Genomic DNA, 23,545 nt, shown 5'->3' on the forward strand with positions numbered 1-23,545 from the left:
TATACATTATACGCAATATAAGTTATTTATAAAAAGCTACACTTGATGATGTAGCTTTTTATAAATAACTTAGATCACATCAAATTCAATTCGACGGTTTTTCTTACGACCATCTGCAGTTGCATTATCAGCAACAGGTTTGTTTGAGCCCAATCCTTCGACACTTAAGCGTTCTGCTGCAATACTTTTATTGATCAAATAATTTTTCACAGCTACAGCACGTTCTTTACTTAAAGCAAGATTCTTTGCGACGTCACCTGAACTATCTGTATGTCCGATAATTTTGACCTTTTTCCCTCCAACCTTATTTAGCGCCACCGCCATTTCATCTAAGATCTGAGTCCCACTCACAGCCAAAACTGCACTGCCAGATTCAAATTCTATAATTCTGTTTTTAAGCGCTTCATCTATGATTTGCTGTTCAGCCTGATTGACAGAAAGCTGCGCATTCAAGCGATATGGTGGCGTTACTAAACTTTGGAATAAGTTTGTTGTTGGCTGAACTTCATTTGAACTCGATATTTTTCCATTAAGTTCCATTTGCGTACCACGTACAGAAAGTTTACCTTGGTAAACTTTTTTTAACTCTGGAACCACCATATTCGCAACAGATTCACTCCAACCATTTGGAGCGCTAACTGCTTTAACCTTTATTTTATCAATCACTTGGTCAGCGCCATAAACACTATACATCTTGTTTAAAATGATTTGCTTACTGGCATCATTTGGAACAACACCTTCAACAATAATCGGTTCAGCCCAGACATTCACGCTCAAAACCAACATTAAAGTCAGCAGCCATTTATTCGACTTAAATCTATGATTTATTTTCATATTTTACTAATCTATAAAAGTTTTTTTAAAAAGTTTCACAGCTTGTATTAAGCTCAATTGCCGCTCACACAAAGCTTGCTCCAGAGTTGCCAAACCGGCATTTTGCTCTAAATATGCATCAATCCAATTGGCTTGAACCAATGAAACCCAGTGATCTGAATCTAACTTTTGCGTGAAAATTTCACTTAAGGTCATAATATCTGCCCCTTGAAAGCCAAAAAGCAGTACAGGTTTTTCGCTATGTAAAATCCCTATCAGAAGCTCAGCATTTTGATTTTGAATAAAAAAACTAATTAGATTGACCCAAAAAGCCGCAATTTCATAGCAGTAGCTAGAGTTATTAATAGGTAAAATCAACACCTTAGTTAAGCGACTAGTACCATATTGAATAACGGGTTGTAACAATAACCCGAGTCCAATCATGCTTTGTGCAAGCTCGTAACTGCTCATTCTCAGTAATTGAGCAAATGAATGTATCGTATGGTGTTCATAAAATGCCGAAACTTCGCTGTTATTAAAAACCTGTATCTCATTATTTAATTTAGATAATTTATCAAGCACGATATTGGGGTCACGTATCGAACGTATCACACGATTCTTTTGGAATAAATCGATTAAAGTTTGCTTATAGCGATATGGCGCATAAATAATATTATCAAAACTATTTTCAACCTCTAATAAGTGGCTCAAAACCATTGGAAATTGACGACCAGAACTATCGTGACTGGCTATCAAATTTGCCACAAGAAAATTATTTTCTTGTGGATTGGCAATAAAAAAGTCTAATGAAGGTAGATTTTCATACGCTTGACTAAATCCCTCTGATTGCATGGCATGTTCTAATGCTTCAGTAATCCACTGATCAATCAGTTGAATTAAGGCATACTGGCCGCGTGTTTTTAAGAAATCACCACGTGCAGGACATTTTCCATAATATAAAGCTAAGGTCCGCAGTTCATCCATCGCAATACTCCTTACAACCTAGCCACTTTCGAGAAATCATAAACGAGGCTCCTGTATACCTGGTGTTGGAGCTTTAGGACTTGCAGCTGTTGCTGAAGGTGTGGTTTGCGCTGCCACCACACGTACGGATTTATTGGTAACAATTTGATCGACCAGTTGCATACCATTGTAACTGCGCTGCCCGCCTACTCCACCATTGGCGTCCCCGCTGATTAAACGGAAATTGACTTTTACTGCAAGCTCTGGATTTTGCTGATTTCTCCAAATCATTTCATAGCTTCCGCCACGTTGCGTTCGCTCAGCACCGTCAATTAAACGATTAATGCCATATTCACCAGGCGCCTCAAAAATCGTATGCGTTTTCCCATCTAAATCAATGGCTGTAATACGTGCACCTGGAATTGCTCCGGCATTTGGCCATACAAAATTCACCCATTGTTGAATGCCGTTTTCATAAAGCATTCTTTGTCCATCAATATCAATGGTATAGGATAAAAACTTAGGATTTTCAATTGGGTAAAATTGAAAATTGGATTGCGCCGTAGCAGCAGGTGCAGACGAAGCTTGATTTAACGCTCCTGTTGCCATGCCATTACTTGGCGCAACATAGCTTTGAAAATTCATTACAAATTGTGGATTTAAACTAATCCCTAAATCTTTCCATGTCTTAGAAGTCAAGGTATAACCACGACGAATAACCAGTGGATCAAGATACTCTTTGACATAACGCGCAATACTGCCATTTTCGCCAAGAATCTGGCTAATTTCATTGCTGGTTGCTTGCAGTGTCGCTGAAGAGTTAAAAGGATATTTTTTACTCAGGTTCGTATTGAAAGGTTGGTAGACTTGCATAACCCATAGCTTATTCATCTCATCTTGTGCTGGAAGAATTAAACTTTCAAATGATTGTGTCAGTGGCGATATCAACAGTTTTTGGAGCAGTTTCTGATCAACCTCAGACAGGCCCACAGACATTTTTTCATCGACCAGCTTCTGTGTTGTATTAAAGACAGAATTTTGCTCATTAATGGTCGACTTAACCAAATTCATCGCAGATGGTCCAATATCCCCTGAGCTTTTCAAGTCATTGAATTTACTTCGGACTTGAGCTAAAGATTGCATGTATTCATCAAGCAAAGACTTATTTTGTTGGTCATCACGCTTACGCACCAACTGATAAAACATCTGGAATTCTTTAGAAATCGGGCCTTGCGCTTGATTCATGACTTTGGCATCAAGCTGAGTTTCATCTCGTCTTAATACTTTGCGTTTAAACCAAGCCACAAAACCTGTTTGCGGCGCTGCCAGCTCCGCCATTACGACTGGATTGTCCCAACTGGTTTCTTTCGCAACACGATCAAAAACACTTCGAATGGGTGAGTTTTCAGGCTCGCCTAAAACTTGAACGAAACTCGCCTGTTGTCCATAATCCTTAGCTTTTGCATAATGTATCGCACCTAAAAATTTCCGCCACTCCGCAATATATTCTTTTTTATAGAGTTCTGTGAGTTGTTTACGAATTTGATCTGGACTACCACTAAATGACAAGTCATCTGATTGTGTACTGTTAAGTACCCAGTCTTTGGTATCCGTAGGACGTTTTGCAACTTCATCGATGGCCTGTTCAACATATTCTGACCATGCCGCATGTGTAAACATACCCGGTAAAGCATAACTCCCTAAAATTGCATTTTGATTGGCATCGCCAAGCATTTGCTTTATGGTTAATGCTGGATAACGGACAGCCGCACGCATTTTTAATTCATTATAAACACGGTCTCGTGCAGGCATTCCACGAACAACAGACAGAAGAACTTGACGCGTTTGATCCACCACCAAGCTGTCTGAGCTGAGTACTGGAAATTTAGGGTCACCAGCTAAAGTCATGCTATATGACAAAATTTGCTCTGCCTTCTGGATCATTTCTCCGCGCGGCATTTGCCCACGATTATTATCTAACCATGAACGCCAGAAGCGTGTGACTTGATCACTTAAATGGCTTGCATCCATATATTGAGTATTACCCATCATTAAATAGGCTTTTAAAGCATTGTATGCATCTTGTGGATTTGCATCATTAGGCTCTAAATATTGCTGAGTTTTCGCAATAGGTGTCAGCTCTACATTTGCATGGTTTGTACGCAATTTCTCTTCATTGCTTTTCACCCGCTGTAGATATTGGGCAATATTTTGTTGTGTTGGAATCAAGACGATTTGCTCAACACCCTTTAAATATTCTGTTTTTAGCTTCTCCTGCAGCTCATCTCCCTGATATAGACCAAAACCCAGCTTTAAAGGACGATCTTCTTCAAATTGGTCCAACTGCTGCATACGTTCCTGTAAAATCAAGAGTGCACTCAGTTGTGTAGACAACTCTTGACCCGATTGCTTTTCAAGTAAAACGACTTTGTCTAAATCGGCTTGTACGTCTGCAATCAATTGTTGATTATTCCGATAAGACCACACCCATAGACTTAAAATGATGGCTACACCAAATAAAGCGGCAACAAAGGCAATATAACGCTGACGCTTTCGGCTAGGGTTAATATGTTGTTTGACGAGGTTCTTGTCTTTCAGAATAATGTCTGAAAATAAACCTTTTAAAAAATAGCCATGGTTTTGTGAAACTGAGCGCGTCGGAATGCCATTTTCATTGTCTAAACCTTTTTGCAATAAAAAGTCTTGAGCAATTTGCTCGGTCATTGGACTTTCAATAATGCCTTCTTGAAGTGCGCTGGTGAAATAAAAGCCACGAAAAACAGGTTTAAATTGGTAAGGGTTATCTTCAAACAGCGTGCCAATAAATGTCTTTAACGCAGGCTTTAAGCTCTTAAACTCTAAAGGAAATGTCATGACACTTGGAGAAATATTCTGCGAATGTCGGCGGCTGAGATGTGTCGTACTGACGCCTTTTAAACCGTCATATAAAATTGAATAGTGTTTTTCAAACAGTTCAACAGCATTATTGGCCCCATCGGTTGTATAAGGCAGTGTTGCCCCCCAAACCTGATCAAACTCACCGACTTCATAACATTCAAAAAACTCAGTAAAGCCTGCAATCAGATCCATTTTAGAGAAGACCAAATAAACAGGCGAAAAAACTTCTAGGCGCTCAGTGAGATCTTGAATCCGGGCACGTAAATTCTTTGCCAATTTGATCGACTTTTCTGGACTGTTACTCACCAACTCAGCAATACTGACAATCACGATCAAGCCATTGATTGGTGCTTTTGAGCGGTTTTTTTTCAAAATATTTAAAAAACCTAGCCACTCAAAATGATCTTCTGCATAAACAGAATAACGACCTGCAGTATCTAATAACACGCCTTCTGTTGAAAAAAACCAGTCGCAATGACGTGTTCCGCTGAGTCCAGCAGAAACTGATTTTTGATGAGTTTCTTCAAAAGGAAATTTTAAACCTGAGTTATAAATGGCCGAACTTTTACCCGCAGCAGGATTACCAATTACCATATACCATGGCAACTCGTAGAGTGCAGCATTGCCCTTTTTATCTCCCAGTTTTGATTTTCGAATCAACTGAATAGATTCTTTCATTTGTTGCTGAATCAAATGAAGTTCATCTTTGTTTTTTTGTTTGCCATATTCTGCATTGGTGTCATGTGCAATGGTAGCCCGCAGCGTCAGAATTCTTTAGCCAGCAATAAAAATACGACTTTGGCGCGTGGTTACCAAAGTTACCACCAATTTGGATTGGCGGCGGATGTCGCATTTAAGCGGGATGGAAAAGTCGTTATTTCTGAACGAGATCCATGGGCGATGCGTGGCTATCAGCTCTATGGTGAAGTTGCAGAATCTGTAGGTTTAACTTGGGGCGGGCGTTGGAAGTCGATCCAAGACTATGGCCATACCGAATTTCGAATGCCTAATTTAAAGAAAACTGCGGAAATGGCTGAAAAGCTGACCTCTGAAGGACAACTTTCAGCTGCGAATTTGAGTTAATCAGGTTGAAGGCTGACTCAAATATTGAGTGATGATTTGCAAAACTTGCGCAGTTTTCTCTGCATGTAACCAGTGTCCAGCATCTGCCACCGTCTGAATCTGGGCTTGAGAAAACTGCGATTGGATAGCTTCTATATATTCTGGCTTTGCTACATAAGGTGAGTTTCCACCACGTATAAACAATGCAGACTTATGCCATGTTTCTATATTTTCCCATGACAGAATTTGGGCATAGTTCTGATACAGTGCATCTACATTAAACAACCACTTCCCTTTGCTAAAAGATTTCAAGAGAAACTGAATCACCATTTCCTCTTTGAGATATTCACGCATGATTTCTATGGCTTGTTGACGTGTTTCAATATCTGCTTTTTGTACTGCAATGAGCGCTTTAAAAATTTGCTCATGATGATTTTCTTTATAAGCAATAGGCGTAATATCCAACACCACCAGTTGATCTAGTCGATCTCCTGCGAGTTCGGTCACTTTCATCACCAGCTTCCCCCCCATCGAATGCCCGATCAAAGAAAAGTATTCGATGTTGAGTTCATCTAAAGTTTCAATTAGATCAGCTGCCATAACCTCATAATTCATCACATTTGAATGTGACGATAACCCATGATTACGTACATCTACCTGTAATACATGGTGGCTTGAATAAAACTCCCGTGCCAACATCCCTAAATTGCTTAAACTGCCAAATAAACCATGGACAAAGACCAATGTTTTTGTAGGCGGCTGCTCATTTTGATGAAATTGATGATTTAGGATCATATGAAACTTACTTTATTTGATTGCTATAGATATTGAATTTTTAATGGAAATAAATCAAATGACTTTTTATATTGAGCTCAATTTTGCTTAGGCTATTTTGAGTAAAATATTTGCTTAGGCTAAATTTAAAGGCATGATGTACATATCTGTTTAATATCAGATTAGATTTTTGAATCAGATTTTATGCAAGTGAAAAGATGCCGAATGCCTTAAGTCTTGCTACTTTTCTATTTTAAAAATAATTCAGCGGAATTTTTAAGTAAGAAATACCATTGTCTTCTGGTTGAGGGAACTTGCCTGCAAACATATTGATTTGAATCGCTGGCAATATCAGTTTTGGCATGCTTAACGTTGCATCACGGCGATTTCGCATCTCGACAAAATCGCCCCTTTGCGTTGTAGTATTGATATGAATGTTTTCATGCTTTTGCGAATAAACCGATGTCTCATATTTGTATTGATCACGACTTTCGGGTAAGTAATCATGGCATAAGAACATCCGCGTTTGATCTGGCAATGTGTACAAAGTCTTCACTGAATCAAATAAAGCCGCCGCACTCCCTTTTGGAAAATCACAACGTGCCGTCCCATAGTCAGGCATAAACAACGTGTCCCCCACAAAAACAGTATCACCAATGACATAACTGAGACACGCAGGTGTATGCCCTGGTGTCGGAATATTATATGCTTTTATGTTACCTATCAAAAATGTCTCATGATCTGCAAAAAGATAATCAAATGACTGCGTAGCGTTTAAACTTTTAATATCTAAGTGATAAATTTCACCAAAAGTTTGTTGTACGATCTCGATCTTATGACTAATTGCAATTTTTCCACCTAGTTTTTGCTTTAAATACTGTGCAGCACTTAAATGATCTGCATGCACATGTGTTTCTAAAATCCAGTCTACGCTTAGGCTATTTTCCTGAATATAAGCAATGATTAAATCGGCCTGCTCTGTTTTGGTCGTTGCCGATGCTGCATCATAGTCCAATACACTATCAATCACGGCGCAGCGCTGAGTGTCGGGATCACTCACCACATAACTAAACGTGTTGCTCGCTGTATCAAAAAATGCTTTTACTTGAGCAATTTGCATCATGGCATTTTCTCCATTACTTTACGATGTAGCAGTACACCAACGAACATCGCAATTATAAAATAGATCGCTTGATAATAACCCAGTCCAATCAAAGTAAAGCTCGGCGCAGGACAAATTCCCGCAATTCCCCAGCCTATACCAAATAGCAGACTTCCGAAGATCAGTTTTCTGTCGATTTTCGTATTTTTAGGAAGTTGTATGGCTTCACCATAAACCGTTTTTGGATCTGGCTGACGTACAGCTTTTTGAAAAGGAATAAATGCAACCGCAATTGCACCCATCATCACAAAAGCTAAACTGGCATCCCAGTGCCCAAAAATATCTAAAAAGCCAATCACCTTCGCAGGATTCGACATTCCTGAAAGCATGAGCCCAATTGAAAATAATCCACCCCAAATGAATGCCCAAACATTTTTCATTTTTAGATTGCTCCAAGCATATGACGGACAACATACACAGTGATAAAGCCTGCGAACATAAAACCCATTGTAGCGATGATTGAACGTTTGGATAAACGACTGATACCACAAATACCATGCCCGCTGGTACATCCAGAACCTAATCGCGTTCCAAAACCTACCAATACGCCCGCAATGATTAACATGAGAGGTGTAGCTTCAATATAGATTTGTGGCTGAACAAAAGAGGCACATATAAACGGAACAATAAACAGTCCCAATAAGAACCACAGTGCAGGCGTATTTATAATCCCTTTTAAATTTAAAACTTGAGAGACCAGACCACTGATTCCTGCAATTCGTCCATTGGTATATAAATATCCAACGGCGGAGATGCCGAGTAATATTCCACCTATAAAAGACCACGCAAAATCATGCATTGGTAAGCACCCTAAAACAATATATATTTTCATAATATATTTAATTAAAAAATAATCAAGCCCCCTTTGTATCTATCGATGCTATGCACGTCTATGACCACTGTTTACGGGGCCTTGCATCTAGATTTAGATATTTGAATGGTTACTATCTGTTCGTTCTCGAAGCTTTTAGTCTTTTAGATAACACCTTAAAGCATTTCTTTTACATAGTTATTCTTCACAATAACGTAAAAAGCTTGAATATATCCCCGAGAGATTTTGTATTCAGGCCTTTTTTAGATTAGAAATACTTAACTTCTCTCGTTTTATTTCATTGTAGTTTTCATTTAAAGAAACTGAATAGAATTAGGGCACATCTCTACATCATGAGTATTATTCTGGGTTTATAAAACACATTCGCGACTTTTGAATATTTTTTTATGCGGGCAGACACATGAAAAGTGATGAAATAGCCAGCTCTTTTTCTGAGCAGATTATTGGAATTCTGATAATACGCGCTCTGCAAACCATATTGGGAGCTTAGACACGGCGGCATTCATCTTTAGGGTTTCAGCTACTTCTATTTCTGCAAGAAAAGACGCTTGTATACCGTCAGAAGAGTTATCAAACAAGTAAGCACGATCACAGCACTCTATGGCTTGCATGAGCAGATCCATACTACGGTAGTAACGTTCAATAATTTTCTGCTCAGGAACAGGATGGCCACCCACACTGACACGATACTTGACTCGGGCAATATTGATTTGTGGATCGACTGTTGAGACATAATATAGATAGGTTTTATAGCCCTGACGTTTCGCTTCCCGAAGAAATTCAACTTTAGAGATATGTGACATTACCGTCTCAAAAGTAAAACTGACTTTTAAGCGCAGAAACTCAAACCGAATATAATCAATAATGCGTGCACAGAGATAAGAATCAATTTCTTCGGTTTTAAACTCAATCTTCCATTCATCTAGCACAATTGGTTCATGCGCAAGTAAGGCCACGAACTGTCCCGCTTGAGGACGCTTCTTACTTTTTAGAAAAGTGACCAACTCTGAAGCTTTTAAGAAAGGATGATAATGCAATAAATCAATGCGTTGACTCTGTCTTAAATTTTGTTCCAGTTCATCTGCATTTAAATATGCCCCAATATGTTGGGGCAAGAGGTAATCTTTAACAGTGCTTTTACCAGAACCATTCGGCCCTGCAAACATTCTTATTCTAGGTTGTCGAGGTGGCATATCAATCTATACTGTCGCGTGTTTCTTTTTACGTGTCAAGGTCGGTAAAACACCTACATCGACATAAGCATGACTTAAGTCTTGTAAAACAGTTTCATTGCCATGAATATCGCGTTCAACCAACTGTTCAGCTTTTGCGTAAACCACAGACGAACGAGTGATTGCTTTTTGAAAAGCATCATGAAAAGCATGAATGGCAAGTTTAGGAATCATATCATCCTCATATTTGCCTACTTTAATGTCGGTATAAGCTGCCATACACCAACTCCTACTCAAACGATGGTTGATTTTTATTTATCTTAACACAATCGAGAACATTGTCTATTTATACAGCATCCTGAAACAATAAATTAGATCTTAATATCCACACTAATTCCATGCTGTCTTATTGGGTTACTTTACTTTTACTCGTCTCGTATCTTCAACATTTAAAGCTTTCGCCGTTGGGCAGAAGGCACTTTCATTCATCCCTGCATCGGTCAGGCTTTTTTCTTGCTGCTCAAGATAACGGTTGGCCACCATCAACATTACAGGCGCTGTACTTAACTCAATATTGGCTTTAGATAGCGCAGCAATTTGATGATATGTATCCATACGCTGACAAAATGCGGTTTTCATTTCTGTTGCTGTCGCTGGATTATCTTTTGCATCTAAAACGGTTTTAGTTGAATTCACAGTTGCTGTATATTCAGCCATCTTCTGATCATACTGTGTCTGAGTTAGCTTCGTTGTTTCTGCATAACTCAGGGTTGATAGAAACGATGATAAAAATAACGAAAGGCTAAGCAACGTCCATGTTTGTTTTTTCATGTATTAAGACTCATCGCCTTCTTTCCATACGTCTTCATAGTCATCACCATCAATCATAAAACGATAACCTTCACTTAAAGCCAAATATGGAAGTACATCAGGCAAGATATCTTGTAACTCACGTACAGTCATAGTTGTAAAAAAGTCTTGGCCTTCACCCAATTCACCACCATAGATGAACCAAGCAACATTCTCTTCAGTTTCTGGCTTTTTACGTAAACCGACAATGGGTTCTTGATTTAAAGTCTGCACAGCAACAGCAACGACATCATCACCTTTTACTTCAACATAAGCCGAGTCAAATTCTTCACACAGTAGTTTCTGTTCTGCAATCAATTCATTCAATGCAGATTGTTGTGACTTTTGTGCCATGCGATGCTGCCCCCTTTTGAGCGTCAATCTATCGATAGCGCATTTTAAAACATATTTAGGTCAAAGGCTGTTTTTATTTAAACAATTAGCACACAGGTGAACACTCAATATCACTACAAATTTGGCATCCATTTTGCTTAACAGTATTACGTTTTATAAAAAAAGTAATATCGGGGCTAAGCAACTATGGGTTATGTCGCACGAGAACTCAGTCCTCAAAGCAAAGTATTGCTGGGCTTTGGATCATTTCTAATACCAATCCTCATTTGGTGTGCTGTGAGTTATTTGCCCTTTATTTGGCATCCTCAAGTACAAATCACCAACTCTGGCAGTGTCTCTTTTTTACAAATCGGTAGCCGTGTAGACAAAAGTGTGTTCTATGCAGAAGCGCAAAATGCCGTCAATACAGGCACTGAACCGCCGCAAGGTAATTTGGTCAATCCTATTTATTTACCAGCACCCCACCAAGTTGCGACAGCCTTAGTGACGGCATTTACGACACCACCCACTCAAGCCGATGCACCATGGTTTCATCAAAGTCTTTGGCACAGTATCAAGATTGTATTTAGTGCTTTCTTTATTGCATCACTCGTTGGTATTCCATTGGGGATTTTATGTGGTTTTTCCAACAAAATTTCCCAGCTCACTGAACCCTTTGTTGAGTTCTTTCGCTACTTACCTGCGCCTGCCTTTGGTGCATTGGCTGTTGCCATATTAGGCATTAATGATGCACCAAAAATTGCCATCATCGTGATTGGGACGCTGTTTCAGCAAATTCTGATTATTGCCAATACTACGCGTATGGTGGACCGCGGGCTGATTGAAGCGGGTTATACCCTAGGGACGAATAAAGCAAAAAGTCTGTTTCACGTGGTCATTCCAGCGGCGTTACCCGATATTTACCGTGATTTACGTGTTTTGCTGGGCTGGGCGTGGACCTACTTAATTGTCTCTGAACTAATTGGCACCACCACAGGGATCACTTGGTTTATTACCCAGCAAGCACGCTACCAGAACTTTGACAATGTCTATGCTGCGATTTTAATTATTGGCGTGATTGGCTTGATCTGTGATGTGATTTTAATGAAGCTCGGACAACATCTGTTTAAATGGAAAGCGGGAGCAAAATAATGATAACCACAGATATAAGAACGCCAGAATTCAATGCTCGTCAATATTTTGATCACATTTATCAACGTCCTGTCATTTTAGAGGCCAAACAACTTAGTCAAGTTTTTCAGCATGGTAAAAACTCACGCACGATTTTAAATCAGCTCAATTTGAAAATTCATAAGCGAGAGTTTATTTGTGTGATTGGCCCGTCTGGTTGTGGAAAATCGACCTTTAGTCGTGTTGTTGCGGGTCTAGACCCATATAGCAGTGGCGAACTATTGGTAGATGGACAGCCCATTTCAGGCCCTAGCCCAGAGCGAGGCATGGTGTTTCAAGGCTATACCTTATTTCCTTGGAAATCGGTTAAAGAAAATGTGATGTTTGGTCCACTGATGAAAGGTGCAAGTCATGCCTCAGCCGAAGCATCTGCACGAGAATGGATCAATATTATTGGCTTAGAGAAGTATGAAAACCAATATCCGCATCAACTGTCTGGCGGGATGAAGCAACGTGTTGCGATTGCCCGTGCTTTAGTCAATGAACCAAAAATTTTACTGATGGATGAACCATTCGGTGCGCTTGACCCGCATACCCGTCAGAAAATGCAAAAACACCTAATGGACTTATGGCAAAACATTGATATCACCATCATCTTTGTAACCCATGATATGGATGAGGCTATTTTACTGGCTGATCGTATCGTAGCGCTTAAAGCCAATCCTGGAGAAATTAAAGAAATTATTGAAGTAGATTTACCCCGTCCACGAAACACTGAACTAATGTCCAGCCCTGCCTTTAAGCAACTTCGAGAGCGAGTCGATTTCTTAGTACACGCACAAGAAGAAGAACTTGACCCAGCACTGGAGGATTTACCCAAAATTCCACGTATGACCCAAGTCAGTACGCACAAGTAACTCATTGATCTAGCCTGAGGGACGACCCTTAGGTTTTATGCACTGTTGGACGGCCAACACGAGGATTTTACCATGCAAGATAAATATGTCCTTCCACTGGTGGATATCAGCCTTTTAAATAGCCCAAATCTAGATGACCGTATGCAAGTTGCTCAAGCGCTTGATCAGGCTTGTAAAGAAGTTGGTTTTCTCTACCTCAAAGGTGATCAATTTCAACCTGCATTATTTGCACAGTTATGTGACATCGCGAAGCACTATTTTGCCCAAGATGACGCACTCAAAATGCAAAACTATATTGGAAAATCGGTAAATCATAGTGGCTATGTGCCTATAGGTGAGGAACAGTTTTCGAGTAACAGCTACGATTTAAAAGAATCTTATGATGTGAATTATGACTATCAAGGGTCTGCATTAAATTATCCCTTACTTGGCCCGACGCAATGGCCAGATAATCCCACCTTTAAACGCCATGTCTCACAGTACTATCAGCACTTAAAAGCCATTGGTCATCAACTGTTTCGCTGTTTTGCGCTAGCTTTAGAGCAAAAAGAAGACTTTTTTGATGTGCATATTCAACATGCACCCAGTCAATTACGCCTCATTCACTATCCATTTAACCCTCAAGCGACAGATGCAGAAGGCATCGGGGCACATACCGACTATGAGTGCTTTACTTTATTATTACCGACAGCACCCGGTTTACAAGTTCTCACTAAGCAAGGTGAATGGATTGATATTCCTCTGCTTGAAAAGACCTTGGTGATGAACATTGGTGACATGATGGAAATATTGTCCAATGGCAAATATTTAGCCACCAAACATCGGGTCAAAAAAGTCCAACAAGAACGCTACTCCTTCCCTTTATTTTTTTCTTGTGACTATGACTATGTCATCCAACCGATTAATACAAATGAACCACCTAAATATGCGCCACTGGCAGGTGGAGAACATTTGTTTAATCAAACGGCTCAAACCTTTCATTATTTAAAACAACGTGTAGCCAGTGGTGAGTTGGTCTTAAAGAATGCCGTTCCGCTTTATTCTTTTGGTCTGACTGAGTCAAACATGGAGTACACCCCATGAATTTATTTGAAACTTTAAGTCAATTAAAACCTATCACAGCTGCTTCAGGCAATGTACCAACCTATTTAATGGGCGCATTTCGGCGTAAGAGTATTAGCTTTTACAATGGCCTGACAGATGAAAATACGATTGTGTATTGGTTTCAGTCCAAGAGTTTCACCATTGACCTACGTCTTAAATCAGTAACAGATACACCTATCGTAGAGCGTCAAGCATGGGTCGGTTATACGCATTGGGATGCACAAAATGCATCACTGTCATGGGAGCTAAGTAGTAATTATCAAAACCATACCCAGTGGCCCGAGCCTGCAACCCTGCATAGCATTGGCAATTGTATTTTGGAGTTCTCACCGAGTAATGCCTATGTTGAAGACTGGCGTCAACAAGCCAGTACGGGTTTATTTTTAGGACTACGCTTAGTCAAAGCCGTACATGTTGCCACGCAGCAAGAAATTTCACTCGATGGCGGTCTCATCATCTGCGGTGAGCATATGGCATATGCACAGTCACGTTTACCCCAGATTCAACAGAATGTAGACGCGTTAGGGGTTCTTTCTTATGTGGAGCAAAGTCCTTCTGACTTAAATCAAATTGAAAGCTATGAAGTATCAGTTTCAACTCAGGATCAGCTCATTCAATATTCAAGCTGCACTCAAGCGACTCAACAACAACTCATTCTAGACGGTTTTGAAGTCTTTGATACTGAAACCCTCATACAGCATAAATTGATCGGTGGCGAAGCATATCAGCTGGTGTTCGTCGTGGATGTGTATGAACCTGAATACACTTTTCAAAATGTAACATCTACCACGGCGGACAGTCAGCATTGGCTGAAACAAGAACAACATCACCTCATGCATCATGCAACTGTGGTTGCGTAAGGGAGCTTTAATAAGCTATGGCTTTTCTCTATTTATTAATCGCCGTGATTGCAGAAGTCCTCGCGACTTCTGCATTAAAAGCGACCAATGGTTTCACTGCACCTTTACCTATTGTTTTAACTATTGTTGGTTATGCAATTGCACTCTTTTTCTTAGGTCTAACGTTTAAATCCATCCCTATGGGACTAGCTTACGCTCTGTGGTCAGGTGCGGGCATTATTCTTATTTCTACAGTCGGTTGGATTTACTTTAAACAGCAGCTCGACTTTGCGGCGGTTGTTGGTTTAAGTTTTATGATTATCGGCATCGTGATTATTCATGTGTTTTCTAAAAGTACGCATTTATAAATACATGCCTTAAAATCTACTCTTTATTTAACATTAGATCTTTCTTTGCTTTTTAAACACACTCATACAAAAAAGCCCAAGTTAACTTGGGCTTTTAGTTTCTACGGAGTCTTACTTTAACTCTTCAACCAAAGCTGGATAAATTGCACCCTCAACATCCATTTCTTTTTTATAAATGCCATTTTCAACGTTGAATTTGTTTACGTGGTAGCTTGAGCCATAAATCGAGTCAAAACCTGAACCTTTCTTAAAGACGGTTTTATTGGCTGCCAAATCGAGTAAATGCGTCCCGCCAATAAATTGTTCATATTGTTTCGGATTGACGCCAACACGGTTAGACATAATTTTCACGGCGTCTTCATGTGTTGCAGGGTCATTAATATATTTGACTGTTTTATCCCACACTTGGATCATCTTTTTCCAATCTTCTTTATTGGCAGAAAGATGGCTCATATTCACGGTCAGCGTGTCATAAATTAAACCAGGCTTATCTTTAGAACTATAAATAATTTTAGACCCTGCAACAGACTTCAAAGCTTGATTGGCTACAGGTTGCCAGACCGCAATTGCAGTAATGTCTGGACTTGCAAAAACTTGCGGAAGCTCATTGGTCATAGAATTGACCAATTTAATGTCACTGGTCTTAATTTTTGCATCTGTTAGTGCTGTACTTAGCAATAGATGGTCAACCAAGCCTTTTTCAGTAGCAATACTTTTGCCTTTTAAATCGGCAATGCTGTTAATTCCATCTTTTGCGATAATCACGTCATTACCTGCGGAATAGTCTGTCGCCATAATCATGACACCTTGAGTGCCCCCAGAGGCTGTGACTAGATTATCTCCATTGGTCACCAGTACTGCATCTAGCTGATTGGCTGCAAAAGCAGAAAGCGATGATGAATAATCAAACCATTTAAACTCAACATTCAACCCTGCTTCTTTGAGCCAACCTTTTTCAATTGCCACTTGCCATGCAACAAAACCCGGCCAATCACTATAACCAATCATGATGGTTTTGGTGCCTGTGCTCTCAGATGCACTGTTTTTTGTTTCAGGAATTTTGGCGGTGTTATCACAACCTGCCAATAAAATAGTCGAAACAATAGATACTGATAAGAACGCTTTTTTAATCATGATACAATTTTCCCGATGCTGTAAATGTTTAAACTTGCTATGTATGGAGTGAGTCATTGAGGACGGTGAACATGGTCACGATTTCAACGCTCTCTGTTTTTCATTTTGTGGAATCGGCGGCATCACCGCATCCATCAGTTCCAAATGCCCTTTGATCACACCTTTCAAAGCAATGAATTGCTGGCTCAGCGCTTTTAACTCTGTAGTTACGCCCTGCAAAATCATCACTTCTAGAATTTTTTGCTCATCTAACTGAATATGCAGTGAACTGACCACTTGCTCTAAAAATTGTTGCTGCAAGTCCAGCAATTGGACTCTAAGTGGCGTGACACTGGCGTCATAGAGCAAGGTAAATGTCCCCACCATCACGGCGTTACGTTGCTCCTGATCCGCAATTAAATGTTTATTGATCATGTCGACAATGGCTTGAGAACGACTTTCGTAGTGCTGATCAACAATTTTCTGATCCAATGCATCGACAGTTAGTTCGGGCACAGTGATGCTAATCCGTGCCAATTTATGTTTCGGCACATGCTTATCCTTTTTCGGATGAATCTTGCTTGATATAAATGCCCGCTCTAGCGCTTAAGATGGCGACCACGAATTGTTTAAATACGGTGAAGAATGCATTTAAGTCATCTTTGAATTGTTTAGACATTTGCTACTCCTTTCGGTATTACCAAAAAAGGTTTTTGTAATACCTAGAACTAAGCAGAATACATGCCAATTTTTTTGATTAGACTGACAGCAAAAGCGCATTAAAAAGTTTATTTTTTGTGCAAAATGTATTTCTATTTTTAAAATTGATACATCAAAGTGCATTTCGGGCTATTCAGCTTGACTTTTCATCCGTCAAAGACCCAATGTTTACGTCCTTATAGACAGAATACCTTCTGAAAATGAGATCTTATGTCCTCACAGCTTTTAGTTTTCTCTCACTTATACGCAAAAAAAATCGCCAGATGGCGATTTTTTTTTATTGATAAACTTTTTGGAACTCACCCAAAATTGGAGCTGAGACGCCATCTTTATACACATATCGAGAGATAATACCTTGATCTGTATAAATATTCATCTTGATCGAATCTGTACCTTTTAACTTACTCATCAAATTTACAGGCGCTAAAATATAATTGGTCGAACGGTTGGTGCCTAACACATGATCATGCTCAGTTGGCCCTGTGACAGCAAAAGTTTGAAAGTCTTTCTCATTTGTAAACTCAACTTTATGAATCTCATATTTATTGTAAGTACTGCTCAAATGAATTTTTAACTTAAGCAGTTCTTTGTTCGATTCATTCCAGCTCACAGTGACCACTGGACAAAGCTCATTCTGCGCACAAATGAGTAAACCTGTGGTCCCTACATTTTGACGACTCGGGTCTGTAGAGCTTGTTGCACAACCTGAAAGCAACATCGCCCCCAAACTCATGAGTAGCCATTTTTTTGGCGATACGTTCGTTATCATTATATTTACTCCCAGAAACTTAAAAGGCTTTGAAATTCTAAAATGAAGCTTTGATTTTTCCCAGTCCCTATTTTTGACGAATCTGCACCTAAATCAAGCTTTATCGTTCATTTAGGTTATAAATTTTAAAATTTATATCTCTTTATACAAATATGAAAGAAAAGAACCTGCTGAAAAGCTCGCTACTAACCAAGCACATGTATTCTTTCTAATATGCTCTCAATGAATACTCAACTTTGCAAGCCAATCAAAACAGATGACAGAACATGACGAAGGGAACCGACATCCTTTATACTGGTTCTAAAAGCTCACCAAAGACATAGCCGCCGATGAAATTCTTTAGTTGCGCATCCTGTCAAAACCAAGTCTTTTTTGCCAACTCACAATGTGTGAGCTGCCAAACTACACTCGGTTATATTGCATCGGAAAAAGATATGGGAAGCTTTGAACAACATAGCCCTGTTCTTTGGTTAGCACTAAATGAAAAATACCAGACGAAGCGCTATAAGCCTTGTTATAACTATCAGCATCATCAAGTCTGTAATTGGGTTATTCCCGCAGAGAGCAACGACATCTACTGTGAGTCTTGTGTACTCACATATACCATTCCTACTCTCGACAACCCTGATCATATCGTCTATTGGTCACGGCTCGAACATGCTAAACGGCGTTTTCTGTATTTAATGCAACGCCTGAATCTTATGCCAAGGCCCAAATATAACGATGATGATCGCTACGGACTCCGTTTTAATTTTCTCATGCCTGAACCAGAGCACCCTGTGCTGACAGGACATGCTAATGGCGTCATTACACTCAATGCCAGTGAAGCAGATGTCATCTATAGGGAAACGACCCGTATTAAAATGGGTGAAAACTACCGTACGCTTTTGGGGCATTTCCGTCATGAAAGTGGTCATTATTATTTTGACCTCATTAAATCGCTACATCCTGAGCTGGTCGACGAGTTCCGTCAGTATTTTGGAGATGAGCGTCAAGATTATAATGCAGCACTACAACGCCACTATGAAGATGGCGCACCGCAAAACTGGGACAAGTTTTATGTCAGCTCTTATGCCAGCACACATCCTTGGGAAGACTGGGCAGAAACGTGGGCACACTATTTACACATGATGGACACATTGGAAACCGCTTACTATGCAGGATTAATTGTGCGTAATAATCGAAAAGATACGCATGACTTAACCTTTTACGAAAATCCAATCGGCGCTCAAGATTTTGATTTACTCCTCAAACAATGGATGACACTAACTTTTAATTTAAATGCGTTAAATCGCAGTATGGGTTTAGAAGATGCTTATCCATTTACGCTCTCAGGACCAGTCCTCGATAAATTACGATTTATACATAAACATGTTTTGGGCAAAGCCTTTGCTCGCCAAATTGCTTGAGCTGAATATAAGCGTTCTTAAGTTATGTCTAGGGACACAAAAGATCGGACCGAATTTGGATGTAACTCGTTAGAAATTATCTTAAAATGAAAGACATCTTTAGCCTATATAGATAACGTCCGTGCTAAAAACTATGCTTTTAACGAGACATCATACTTTCACGCGACCAATCATTTTAGGGCTAACGATTGTTTTACTGCCGGCCTGCCAGTTGGTCAAAGTCAAAGAAAATAACATCCATCAAGCTATTCGTAGCAAGTCTGAAAATATCTTAACCCATGACCAATTGAGTGCGGAAACCACCAGCTTACTCAAATTACTCAGCCTGACGCCACAGCAATGCAGCGCTGAATTTGAAACATGCTTGAAGCGCTTAAACACACAAACAGATATTGCTGCAGATGAACGCTATGCCGCTTTAAGTGAACTGTATTTGGCTCAAGCTTTCGAGTTTTCAAAACAACGCAACTGTGTCCAAGAACAGCCTCACAGTAAAAATAATCACTGCTTAGAACAGAGCCTTGGGGCCTTCGACCAGAGTTTACGTTATAGCTATGTGTATTTATTTAAAATGCAAGAAAGCCCAAGTACCCGTGTTTTTGATCAAAGACAAATGCATGTCCGCACTTTTTACAATGTCGCTTTGTCACGTTTAATTACCACGGCGTACCGTACACAACCTTTTTATCAAGTTCCCACGCAACTCAACGTCCAACAACGTCAATATATTGTAAATTTAGAACACTATCCTGAACTGAAAAGTAAAACCATTGATCGAGTTCAATCCAGTTATAATTTAAACTTCTCGGGTTTTTATCAAGTCAACCGTCAAGACGGTTTGGGCGCAGAGTTCGTGGTTGTGACTGAAGCGGACCCTATTCATAAAAATGATTTTATTCTTGACCCGATATCGTTTTATCAAAATCAAACCAATCCCAATATCCATCCTGCACGCTATTTGTCCGTAACCGCAACGGCACAGCCATTAAACTCTGAAAGCAGCATTGAAGATGTACTTAATGGCAAAGCCATTTTTGAGATTGAGTTATTTAATCCTTATACGCAAAAGTATGTAGACATACATCAACAAAAATATATCCTCACGGCGAATTATTCTGTGCCTTTTGCTTATTGGCTGGCAGAAAATAAACTGGGCTCTACAGGCTACTTAACCTTGCTCGATAAAACTGAGCACTTGCGTATGCCACATGTCTATATGCTTGAACCCTACCAACCGAATAAAAAAGTGATTGTACTTATTCATGGTCTCGCCAGCAGCCCTGAAACTTGGGTCAATCTGACCAATAACATTTTGGGGGATAAAGTTTTACGAGAAAACTTTCAGGTATGGCAGGTGTTTTATTCAACCAATATGCCGATTGTTGAAAGCCGCTATCAGATTCATGCACTACTTAAACAAGCCTTTGCACAAGTTCAACCTAACTCTCGCTCAGCCAGTAACGCCGTGCTGATTGGACATAGTATGGGCGGCGTTATTAGTCGCTTACTGATTAGTGAGCACGATATTTCTGAGCAAGTGATTCCACTGTTAAACTATGAGCAATACACCCGATTACAACAATACCCCGTAATCAAAGAACGTTTTCAATTTCACTCTGATTTACCCATTGGACGTGCAATTTTTATTGCCGCGCCTCACCGTGGCAGTGAACTATCTGACCGCTGGTACATGGAATTGGTGAAGAAAATGGTGAAGTTGCCGATTACTTTCTTTAACCAAGTGGATATACAACTCAATGGTAGCTCTAGCACCAAAGGCATGGTGCAATCTGGCCCAGACGACTTAAGTCCAAAGTCACGCTTTATGGCTTTGACCAGTAACATCATGCCGGTATCCACAGTTCCTTATCATTCTATTATTGGTAATCACCGTCAGACCAATGACATACATGACATAAGCGATGGTATTGTGCCCTATTCCAGTTCACATTTAGAACAGGCTGTCTCTGAAAAAATCATTAAAGGCAATCACTCTGTGCATGAGGAAGCAGAAACATTATTAGAATTACGGCGTATTTTGAGGTTACACCTTGAGCAAACTCGGGCTCAATGATCAACAGTACTAAAAATGTTCTACTACTTGGCGATTTTTATCCGAATACTCTAACTCAGCTAAATGAGCATCGAAAACTTGAAAAACAGCGGTTGTAAAATCTCAGGTACGGAAAGGTTTTGATATACTTGCTTTATCTAAAAAATACATACATTTATCTGCTCGGAAACATTATGCACATTAAAAATCAAGTTGTACTGGTCACAGGTGGCGCACGCGGTTTAGGTCTTGCGATTACACACGCCTTAATCAATGAAGGTGCTCGTGTAGTCGTGAACTATTTGAACAGCCAAGCAGCAGCACAAACCTTAGCTCAGCAGTATCCCGAACAGGTTTTTATCTACCAAGCAGATGTTACAGACAATGCTCAAGTCAAAAGTATGTTTGACGCAAGCTTTCAGCATTTTGGACAGCATATCAACGCCGTGATTAATAATGCGCTGATTCAGTTCGAGTTTAATGGCGAGGCCCGCCCAAAAGTTCATGAGCTCCGCTGGGAAACTATGCAACAACAATTTGAGGGTGCAGTTAAAGCCGCTTTGAATACTACCCAAGCAGCGCTTGAAGGTATGAAACAAGGTCAGTTTGGGCGCATTGTAAACATCGGAACCAATCTGGTGCAGAACCCTGTGGTGCCTTATCATGACTACACCACGGCGAAGGCTGCACTGTTGGCATTTACCCGTACCTCAGCGCATGAACTTGGTCAATACGGCATTAATATCAATATGCTCTCTGGCGGTTTACTACAAACCACCGATGCCAGTAAAAGTACACCCAATGAAGTTTTTGATTACATCGCGAGTGCAACACCACTGCGTCGTGTAGTTACACCTGAGGAATTTGCTTCAGCCATTTTAATGTTCTTATCGCCATATTCTTGTGCTGTGACAGGTCAAAACTTGATTGTGGATGGTGGTTTAGTCAAAGGCTAATGAGCTTTAATCCCTAAACTCTGAATAAGCATGATTTAAACAATCCATTTTAAAATTCTTGAAGCTTCATCGACTTGAAGCTTTGTTTTAGGTTCAAGTCTTCTTCAGAATCTGCTCACCCTAGCAAGGAATACAGTACGATGCTTTCTTTTCCCATTCGGCACCGACTGGCTGGCTTTTACTTTTTTTATTATTCCATTGTGGGCACGTTCATGCCGTTTTGGAGCCTGTATCTCGAAGATCAAGGCTTTAACTACAGTGAAATCGGTATCCTTTCCTCAATTGCGATCATTACCCGTTTTTTTGCTCCTTTTATTTGGGGCTGGATTGCAGATAAATCAGGGAAACGGATGCTCTTGGTCAGAGTCGCAACGTGGATGGAAGCCTGTATTTGGTTCATGATTTTTATCATTCCAAACTCCTTTCAGGCGATCGCCCTGCTTATGCTGATCTTTAGCTTCTTCCAAAACGCCATTCTGGCTCAGTTTGAAGGCGTAACTCTATTTTGGCTCGCGGAACAACGCAGTGCTTTATATGGAAAAGTTCGAAAATGGGGCTCGGTCGGTTTTATTGTCGGAGTTTTTGGTATCGGAGCCTTATTAGAAATTTTGCCCATCTCTATGCTGCCAGTTTTATTGCTGTGCATTTCTTTTTTGGCCTTTATTTGGTCATTTAGCATAAAAGAACCGACCACTGCACCCCATTCACAAGGGCAACTCGAGCCATTGTTACCTATTTTAAAAAAACCCGTTGTAGCGGCATTTTTCGGTATCGAGTTTATTCTGCTTTTTTCGCATGCGCCCTTTTATAGTTTTTATAGCAACTTCTTAAAACAAGCTGGTTACTCAACCACAGAAATTGGTTTTTTGTGGGCTGTCGGTGTCATGGCAGAAATTATTATGTTTGCCATTGCTCACGTTTTTTTCAAACGTTTTTCATGGCGACTCATGGTGTCTATTTGTCTGATCCTCACGGCGCTACGCTGGTTTATGGTCGGTTCTTTTCCACAAACCTTCGCGATCCAGTTCTTCGCACAAACCATCCATGCCTTTAGCTTTGGTTTATTTCATCTCATCGCCATGCGTATCATTTTCCAAAACTTTAGTTTAGGACAACAAGGACGTGGTCAAGCCCTGTATAGCACCATGTGGGGACTGGGTGTAGCATCTGGAAGTATTCTTGCAGGACATTATTGGCACAGCCTGTCAGGCGAACTTATTTTTATTTTGGCAGGCTGTGCTGTGCTACTGGGTTTAGGTTTTGTTCGGTACTTACCCAAAGAAGTTCAAGCTTAAAAAGTTCTCTTCT

General features: G+C 40.0%; 23 protein-coding genes and 2 pseudogenes. 10 read left to right on the forward strand and 15 right to left on the reverse strand.

Annotated elements, in window-relative coordinates; translation table 11 throughout:
- Positions 1 to 69 precede the first annotated feature (69 nt).
- From AC4CU3_RS00005 to tssM, 3 genes and pseudogenes are all read right to left on the reverse strand, one after another.
- Positions 70 to 786: an OmpA family protein gene (locus AC4CU3_RS00005; protein ID WP_418655282.1), complete on the reverse strand. Its 717-nt coding sequence runs from the start codon at positions 784 to 786 to the stop codon at positions 70 to 72.
- A 54-nt stretch (positions 787 to 840) separates the two neighbouring features.
- On the reverse strand, positions 841 to 1,797 hold the full coding sequence (gene tagF, locus AC4CU3_RS00010) for a type VI secretion system-associated protein TagF (protein ID WP_005399434.1): 957 nt from the start codon (positions 1,795 to 1,797) through the stop codon (positions 841 to 843).
- Between the two features lie 36 nt (positions 1,798 to 1,833).
- Positions 1,834 to 5,424: pseudogene (tssM, locus tag AC4CU3_RS00015) on the reverse strand (type VI secretion system membrane subunit TssM); the annotation flags it as partial.
- Positions 5,425 to 5,427: 3 nt separating this feature from the next.
- Between tssM and AC4CU3_RS00020 the strand changes: the two are divergent.
- A pseudogene (locus AC4CU3_RS00020) lies at positions 5,428 to 5,757 on the forward strand (M15 family metallopeptidase); the annotation flags it as partial.
- Here the strand turns inward: AC4CU3_RS00020 and AC4CU3_RS00025 are convergent.
- From AC4CU3_RS00025 to AC4CU3_RS00060, 8 genes are all read right to left on the reverse strand, one after another.
- Positions 5,758 to 6,531 carry an alpha/beta fold hydrolase gene (locus AC4CU3_RS00025; protein ID WP_336000027.1) on the reverse strand — a complete coding sequence of 258 codons (774 nt, stop codon included), beginning with the start codon at positions 6,529 to 6,531 and terminating at the stop codon, positions 5,758 to 5,760.
- Positions 6,532 to 6,763: 232 nt separating this feature from the next.
- On the reverse strand, positions 6,764 to 7,633 hold the full coding sequence (locus tag AC4CU3_RS00030) for an MBL fold metallo-hydrolase (RefSeq protein ID WP_336000028.1): 870 nt from the start codon (positions 7,631 to 7,633) through the stop codon (positions 6,764 to 6,766).
- Positions 7,630 to 8,052: a DUF6691 family protein gene (locus AC4CU3_RS00035; RefSeq protein WP_078426329.1), complete on the reverse strand. Its 423-nt coding sequence runs from the start codon at positions 8,050 to 8,052 to the stop codon at positions 7,630 to 7,632. Before AC4CU3_RS00035 ends, AC4CU3_RS00030 begins: the two co-directional genes overlap by 4 nt.
- Before the next feature lie 2 nt (positions 8,053 to 8,054).
- Positions 8,055 to 8,471 carry a YeeE/YedE family protein gene (locus AC4CU3_RS00040; protein WP_078426330.1) on the reverse strand — a complete coding sequence of 139 codons (417 nt, stop codon included), beginning with the start codon at positions 8,469 to 8,471 and terminating at the stop codon, positions 8,055 to 8,057.
- 473 nt (positions 8,472 to 8,944) lie between these two features.
- Entirely contained in the window at positions 8,945 to 9,670 is a 726-nt protein-coding gene (locus AC4CU3_RS00045) for an ATPase (protein WP_336000072.1), read from the reverse strand.
- A 33-nt stretch (positions 9,671 to 9,703) separates the two neighbouring features.
- Entirely contained in the window at positions 9,704 to 9,955 is a 252-nt protein-coding gene (locus tag AC4CU3_RS00050) for a hypothetical protein (RefSeq protein ID WP_205666668.1), read from the reverse strand.
- A gap of 135 nt (positions 9,956 to 10,090) precedes the next feature.
- Positions 10,091 to 10,393: a hypothetical protein gene (locus tag AC4CU3_RS00055; RefSeq protein ID WP_336000032.1), complete on the reverse strand. Its 303-nt coding sequence runs from the start codon at positions 10,391 to 10,393 to the stop codon at positions 10,091 to 10,093.
- A gap of 117 nt (positions 10,394 to 10,510) precedes the next feature.
- Entirely contained in the window at positions 10,511 to 10,879 is a 369-nt protein-coding gene (locus AC4CU3_RS00060; protein WP_004979554.1) for an immunity protein Imm33 domain-containing protein, read from the reverse strand.
- Between the two features lie 186 nt (positions 10,880 to 11,065).
- On the opposite strand from AC4CU3_RS00060, the gene AC4CU3_RS00065 reads away from it, so the two are divergent.
- The 5 genes from AC4CU3_RS00065 (at position 11,066) to AC4CU3_RS00085 (ending at position 15,217) form a co-directional block, all read left to right on the forward strand.
- Positions 11,066 to 12,010 (forward strand): ABC transporter permease, encoded by a 945-nt coding sequence (locus AC4CU3_RS00065; protein WP_336000034.1) that lies wholly within the window; start codon positions 11,066 to 11,068, stop codon positions 12,008 to 12,010.
- A complete protein-coding gene (locus tag AC4CU3_RS00070; RefSeq protein WP_336000036.1) occupies positions 12,010 to 12,906 on the forward strand; it encodes an ABC transporter ATP-binding protein in 897 nt (298 codons plus the stop codon). Before AC4CU3_RS00065 ends, AC4CU3_RS00070 begins: the two co-directional genes overlap by 1 nt.
- A 72-nt stretch (positions 12,907 to 12,978) precedes the next feature.
- The gene (locus AC4CU3_RS00075; protein ID WP_336000038.1) at positions 12,979 to 13,989 is read left to right on the forward strand and encodes an isopenicillin N synthase family dioxygenase; all 1,011 of its coding nucleotides are present in this window, start codon (positions 12,979 to 12,981) and stop codon (positions 13,987 to 13,989) included.
- Positions 13,986 to 14,870: a hypothetical protein gene (locus tag AC4CU3_RS00080; protein WP_336000040.1), complete on the forward strand. Its 885-nt coding sequence runs from the start codon at positions 13,986 to 13,988 to the stop codon at positions 14,868 to 14,870. The genes AC4CU3_RS00075 and AC4CU3_RS00080 overlap by 4 nt, the downstream gene beginning before the upstream one ends.
- Before the next feature lie 17 nt (positions 14,871 to 14,887).
- Positions 14,888 to 15,217: a DMT family transporter gene (locus AC4CU3_RS00085; protein ID WP_004979541.1), complete on the forward strand. Its 330-nt coding sequence runs from the start codon at positions 14,888 to 14,890 to the stop codon at positions 15,215 to 15,217.
- Positions 15,218 to 15,328: 111 nt separating this feature from the next.
- On the opposite strand, the gene AC4CU3_RS00090 is transcribed toward AC4CU3_RS00085, so the two are convergent.
- The 4 genes from AC4CU3_RS00090 to AC4CU3_RS00105 form a co-directional block, all read right to left on the reverse strand.
- Complete coding sequence (locus tag AC4CU3_RS00090; protein WP_336000042.1) at positions 15,329 to 16,351, reverse strand: ABC transporter substrate-binding protein; 1,023 nt, start codon at positions 16,349 to 16,351, stop codon at positions 15,329 to 15,331.
- Positions 16,352 to 16,426: 75 nt separating this feature from the next.
- Entirely contained in the window at positions 16,427 to 16,882 is a 456-nt protein-coding gene (locus tag AC4CU3_RS00095) for a CopG family ribbon-helix-helix protein (protein WP_281963666.1), read from the reverse strand.
- 4 nt (positions 16,883 to 16,886) lie between these two features.
- Complete coding sequence (locus AC4CU3_RS00100; protein WP_262471258.1) at positions 16,887 to 17,009, reverse strand: hypothetical protein; 123 nt, start codon at positions 17,007 to 17,009, stop codon at positions 16,887 to 16,889.
- Positions 17,010 to 17,327: 318 nt separating this feature from the next.
- Entirely contained in the window at positions 17,328 to 17,819 is a 492-nt protein-coding gene (locus tag AC4CU3_RS00105) for a hypothetical protein (RefSeq protein ID WP_114837062.1), read from the reverse strand.
- A gap of 329 nt (positions 17,820 to 18,148) precedes the next feature.
- Between AC4CU3_RS00105 and AC4CU3_RS00110 the strand changes: the two genes are divergently transcribed.
- From AC4CU3_RS00110 to AC4CU3_RS00125, 4 genes are all read left to right on the forward strand, one after another.
- On the forward strand, positions 18,149 to 19,228 hold the full coding sequence (locus tag AC4CU3_RS00110; protein ID WP_336000047.1) for a zinc-binding metallopeptidase family protein: 1,080 nt from the start codon (positions 18,149 to 18,151) through the stop codon (positions 19,226 to 19,228).
- 133 nt (positions 19,229 to 19,361) lie between these two features.
- Complete coding sequence (locus tag AC4CU3_RS00115; protein WP_336000049.1) at positions 19,362 to 21,302, forward strand: esterase/lipase family protein; 1,941 nt, start codon at positions 19,362 to 19,364, stop codon at positions 21,300 to 21,302.
- A 173-nt stretch (positions 21,303 to 21,475) separates the two neighbouring features.
- Positions 21,476 to 22,237 carry a 3-oxoacyl-ACP reductase gene (locus AC4CU3_RS00120; protein WP_286406127.1) on the forward strand — a complete coding sequence of 254 codons (762 nt, stop codon included), beginning with the start codon at positions 21,476 to 21,478 and terminating at the stop codon, positions 22,235 to 22,237.
- Positions 22,238 to 22,377: 140 nt separating this feature from the next.
- On the forward strand, positions 22,378 to 23,532 hold the full coding sequence (locus AC4CU3_RS00125; RefSeq protein ID WP_336000052.1) for an MFS transporter: 1,155 nt from the start codon (positions 22,378 to 22,380) through the stop codon (positions 23,530 to 23,532).
- Positions 23,533 to 23,545 lie beyond the last annotated feature (13 nt).

It is taken from the genome of Acinetobacter sp. 802_lipA, from assembly GCF_058242885.1.

Bases quoted from the DNA above. Each gene is read 5' to 3' on its own strand.
- AC4CU3_RS00005 (WP_418655282.1), bottom strand. From the start codon at position 786: ATGTTGGTTTTGAGCGTGAATGTCTGGGCTGAACCGATTATTGTTGAA.
- tagF (WP_005399434.1), bottom strand. From the start codon at position 1,797: ATGGATGAACTGCGGACCTTAGCTTTATATTATGGAAAATGTCCTGCA.
- AC4CU3_RS00025 (WP_336000027.1), bottom strand. From the start codon at position 6,531: ATGATCCTAAATCATCAATTTCATCAAAATGAGCAGCCGCCTACAAAA.
- AC4CU3_RS00030 (WP_336000028.1), bottom strand. From the start codon at position 7,633: ATGATGCAAATTGCTCAAGTAAAAGCATTTTTTGATACAGCGAGCAAC.
- AC4CU3_RS00035 (WP_078426329.1), bottom strand. From the start codon at position 8,052: ATGAAAAATGTTTGGGCATTCATTTGGGGTGGATTATTTTCAATTGGG.
- AC4CU3_RS00040 (WP_078426330.1), bottom strand. From the start codon at position 8,471: ATGCATGATTTTGCGTGGTCTTTTATAGGTGGAATATTACTCGGCATC.
- AC4CU3_RS00045 (WP_336000072.1), bottom strand. From the start codon at position 9,670: ATGTTTGCAGGGCCGAATGGTTCTGGTAAAAGCACTGTTAAAGATTAC.
- AC4CU3_RS00050 (WP_205666668.1), bottom strand. From the start codon at position 9,955: ATGGCAGCTTATACCGACATTAAAGTAGGCAAATATGAGGATGATATG.
- AC4CU3_RS00055 (WP_336000032.1), bottom strand. From the start codon at position 10,393: ATGGCTGAATATACAGCAACTGTGAATTCAACTAAAACCGTTTTAGAT.
- AC4CU3_RS00060 (WP_004979554.1), bottom strand. From the start codon at position 10,879: ATGGCACAAAAGTCACAACAATCTGCATTGAATGAATTGATTGCAGAA.
- AC4CU3_RS00065 (WP_336000034.1), top strand. From the start codon at position 11,066: ATGGGTTATGTCGCACGAGAACTCAGTCCTCAAAGCAAAGTATTGCTG.
- AC4CU3_RS00070 (WP_336000036.1), top strand. From the start codon at position 12,010: ATGATAACCACAGATATAAGAACGCCAGAATTCAATGCTCGTCAATAT.
- AC4CU3_RS00075 (WP_336000038.1), top strand. From the start codon at position 12,979: ATGCAAGATAAATATGTCCTTCCACTGGTGGATATCAGCCTTTTAAAT.
- AC4CU3_RS00080 (WP_336000040.1), top strand. From the start codon at position 13,986: ATGAATTTATTTGAAACTTTAAGTCAATTAAAACCTATCACAGCTGCT.
- AC4CU3_RS00085 (WP_004979541.1), top strand. From the start codon at position 14,888: ATGGCTTTTCTCTATTTATTAATCGCCGTGATTGCAGAAGTCCTCGCG.
- AC4CU3_RS00090 (WP_336000042.1), bottom strand. From the start codon at position 16,351: ATGATTAAAAAAGCGTTCTTATCAGTATCTATTGTTTCGACTATTTTA.
- AC4CU3_RS00100 (WP_262471258.1), bottom strand. From the start codon at position 17,009: ATGTCTAAACAATTCAAAGATGACTTAAATGCATTCTTCACCGTATTT.
- AC4CU3_RS00105 (WP_114837062.1), bottom strand. From the start codon at position 17,819: ATGATAACGAACGTATCGCCAAAAAAATGGCTACTCATGAGTTTGGGG.
- AC4CU3_RS00110 (WP_336000047.1), top strand. From the start codon at position 18,149: ATGAAATTCTTTAGTTGCGCATCCTGTCAAAACCAAGTCTTTTTTGCC.
- AC4CU3_RS00115 (WP_336000049.1), top strand. From the start codon at position 19,362: ATGCTTTTAACGAGACATCATACTTTCACGCGACCAATCATTTTAGGG.
- AC4CU3_RS00120 (WP_286406127.1), top strand. From the start codon at position 21,476: ATGCACATTAAAAATCAAGTTGTACTGGTCACAGGTGGCGCACGCGGT.
- AC4CU3_RS00125 (WP_336000052.1), top strand. From the start codon at position 22,378: ATGCTTTCTTTTCCCATTCGGCACCGACTGGCTGGCTTTTACTTTTTT.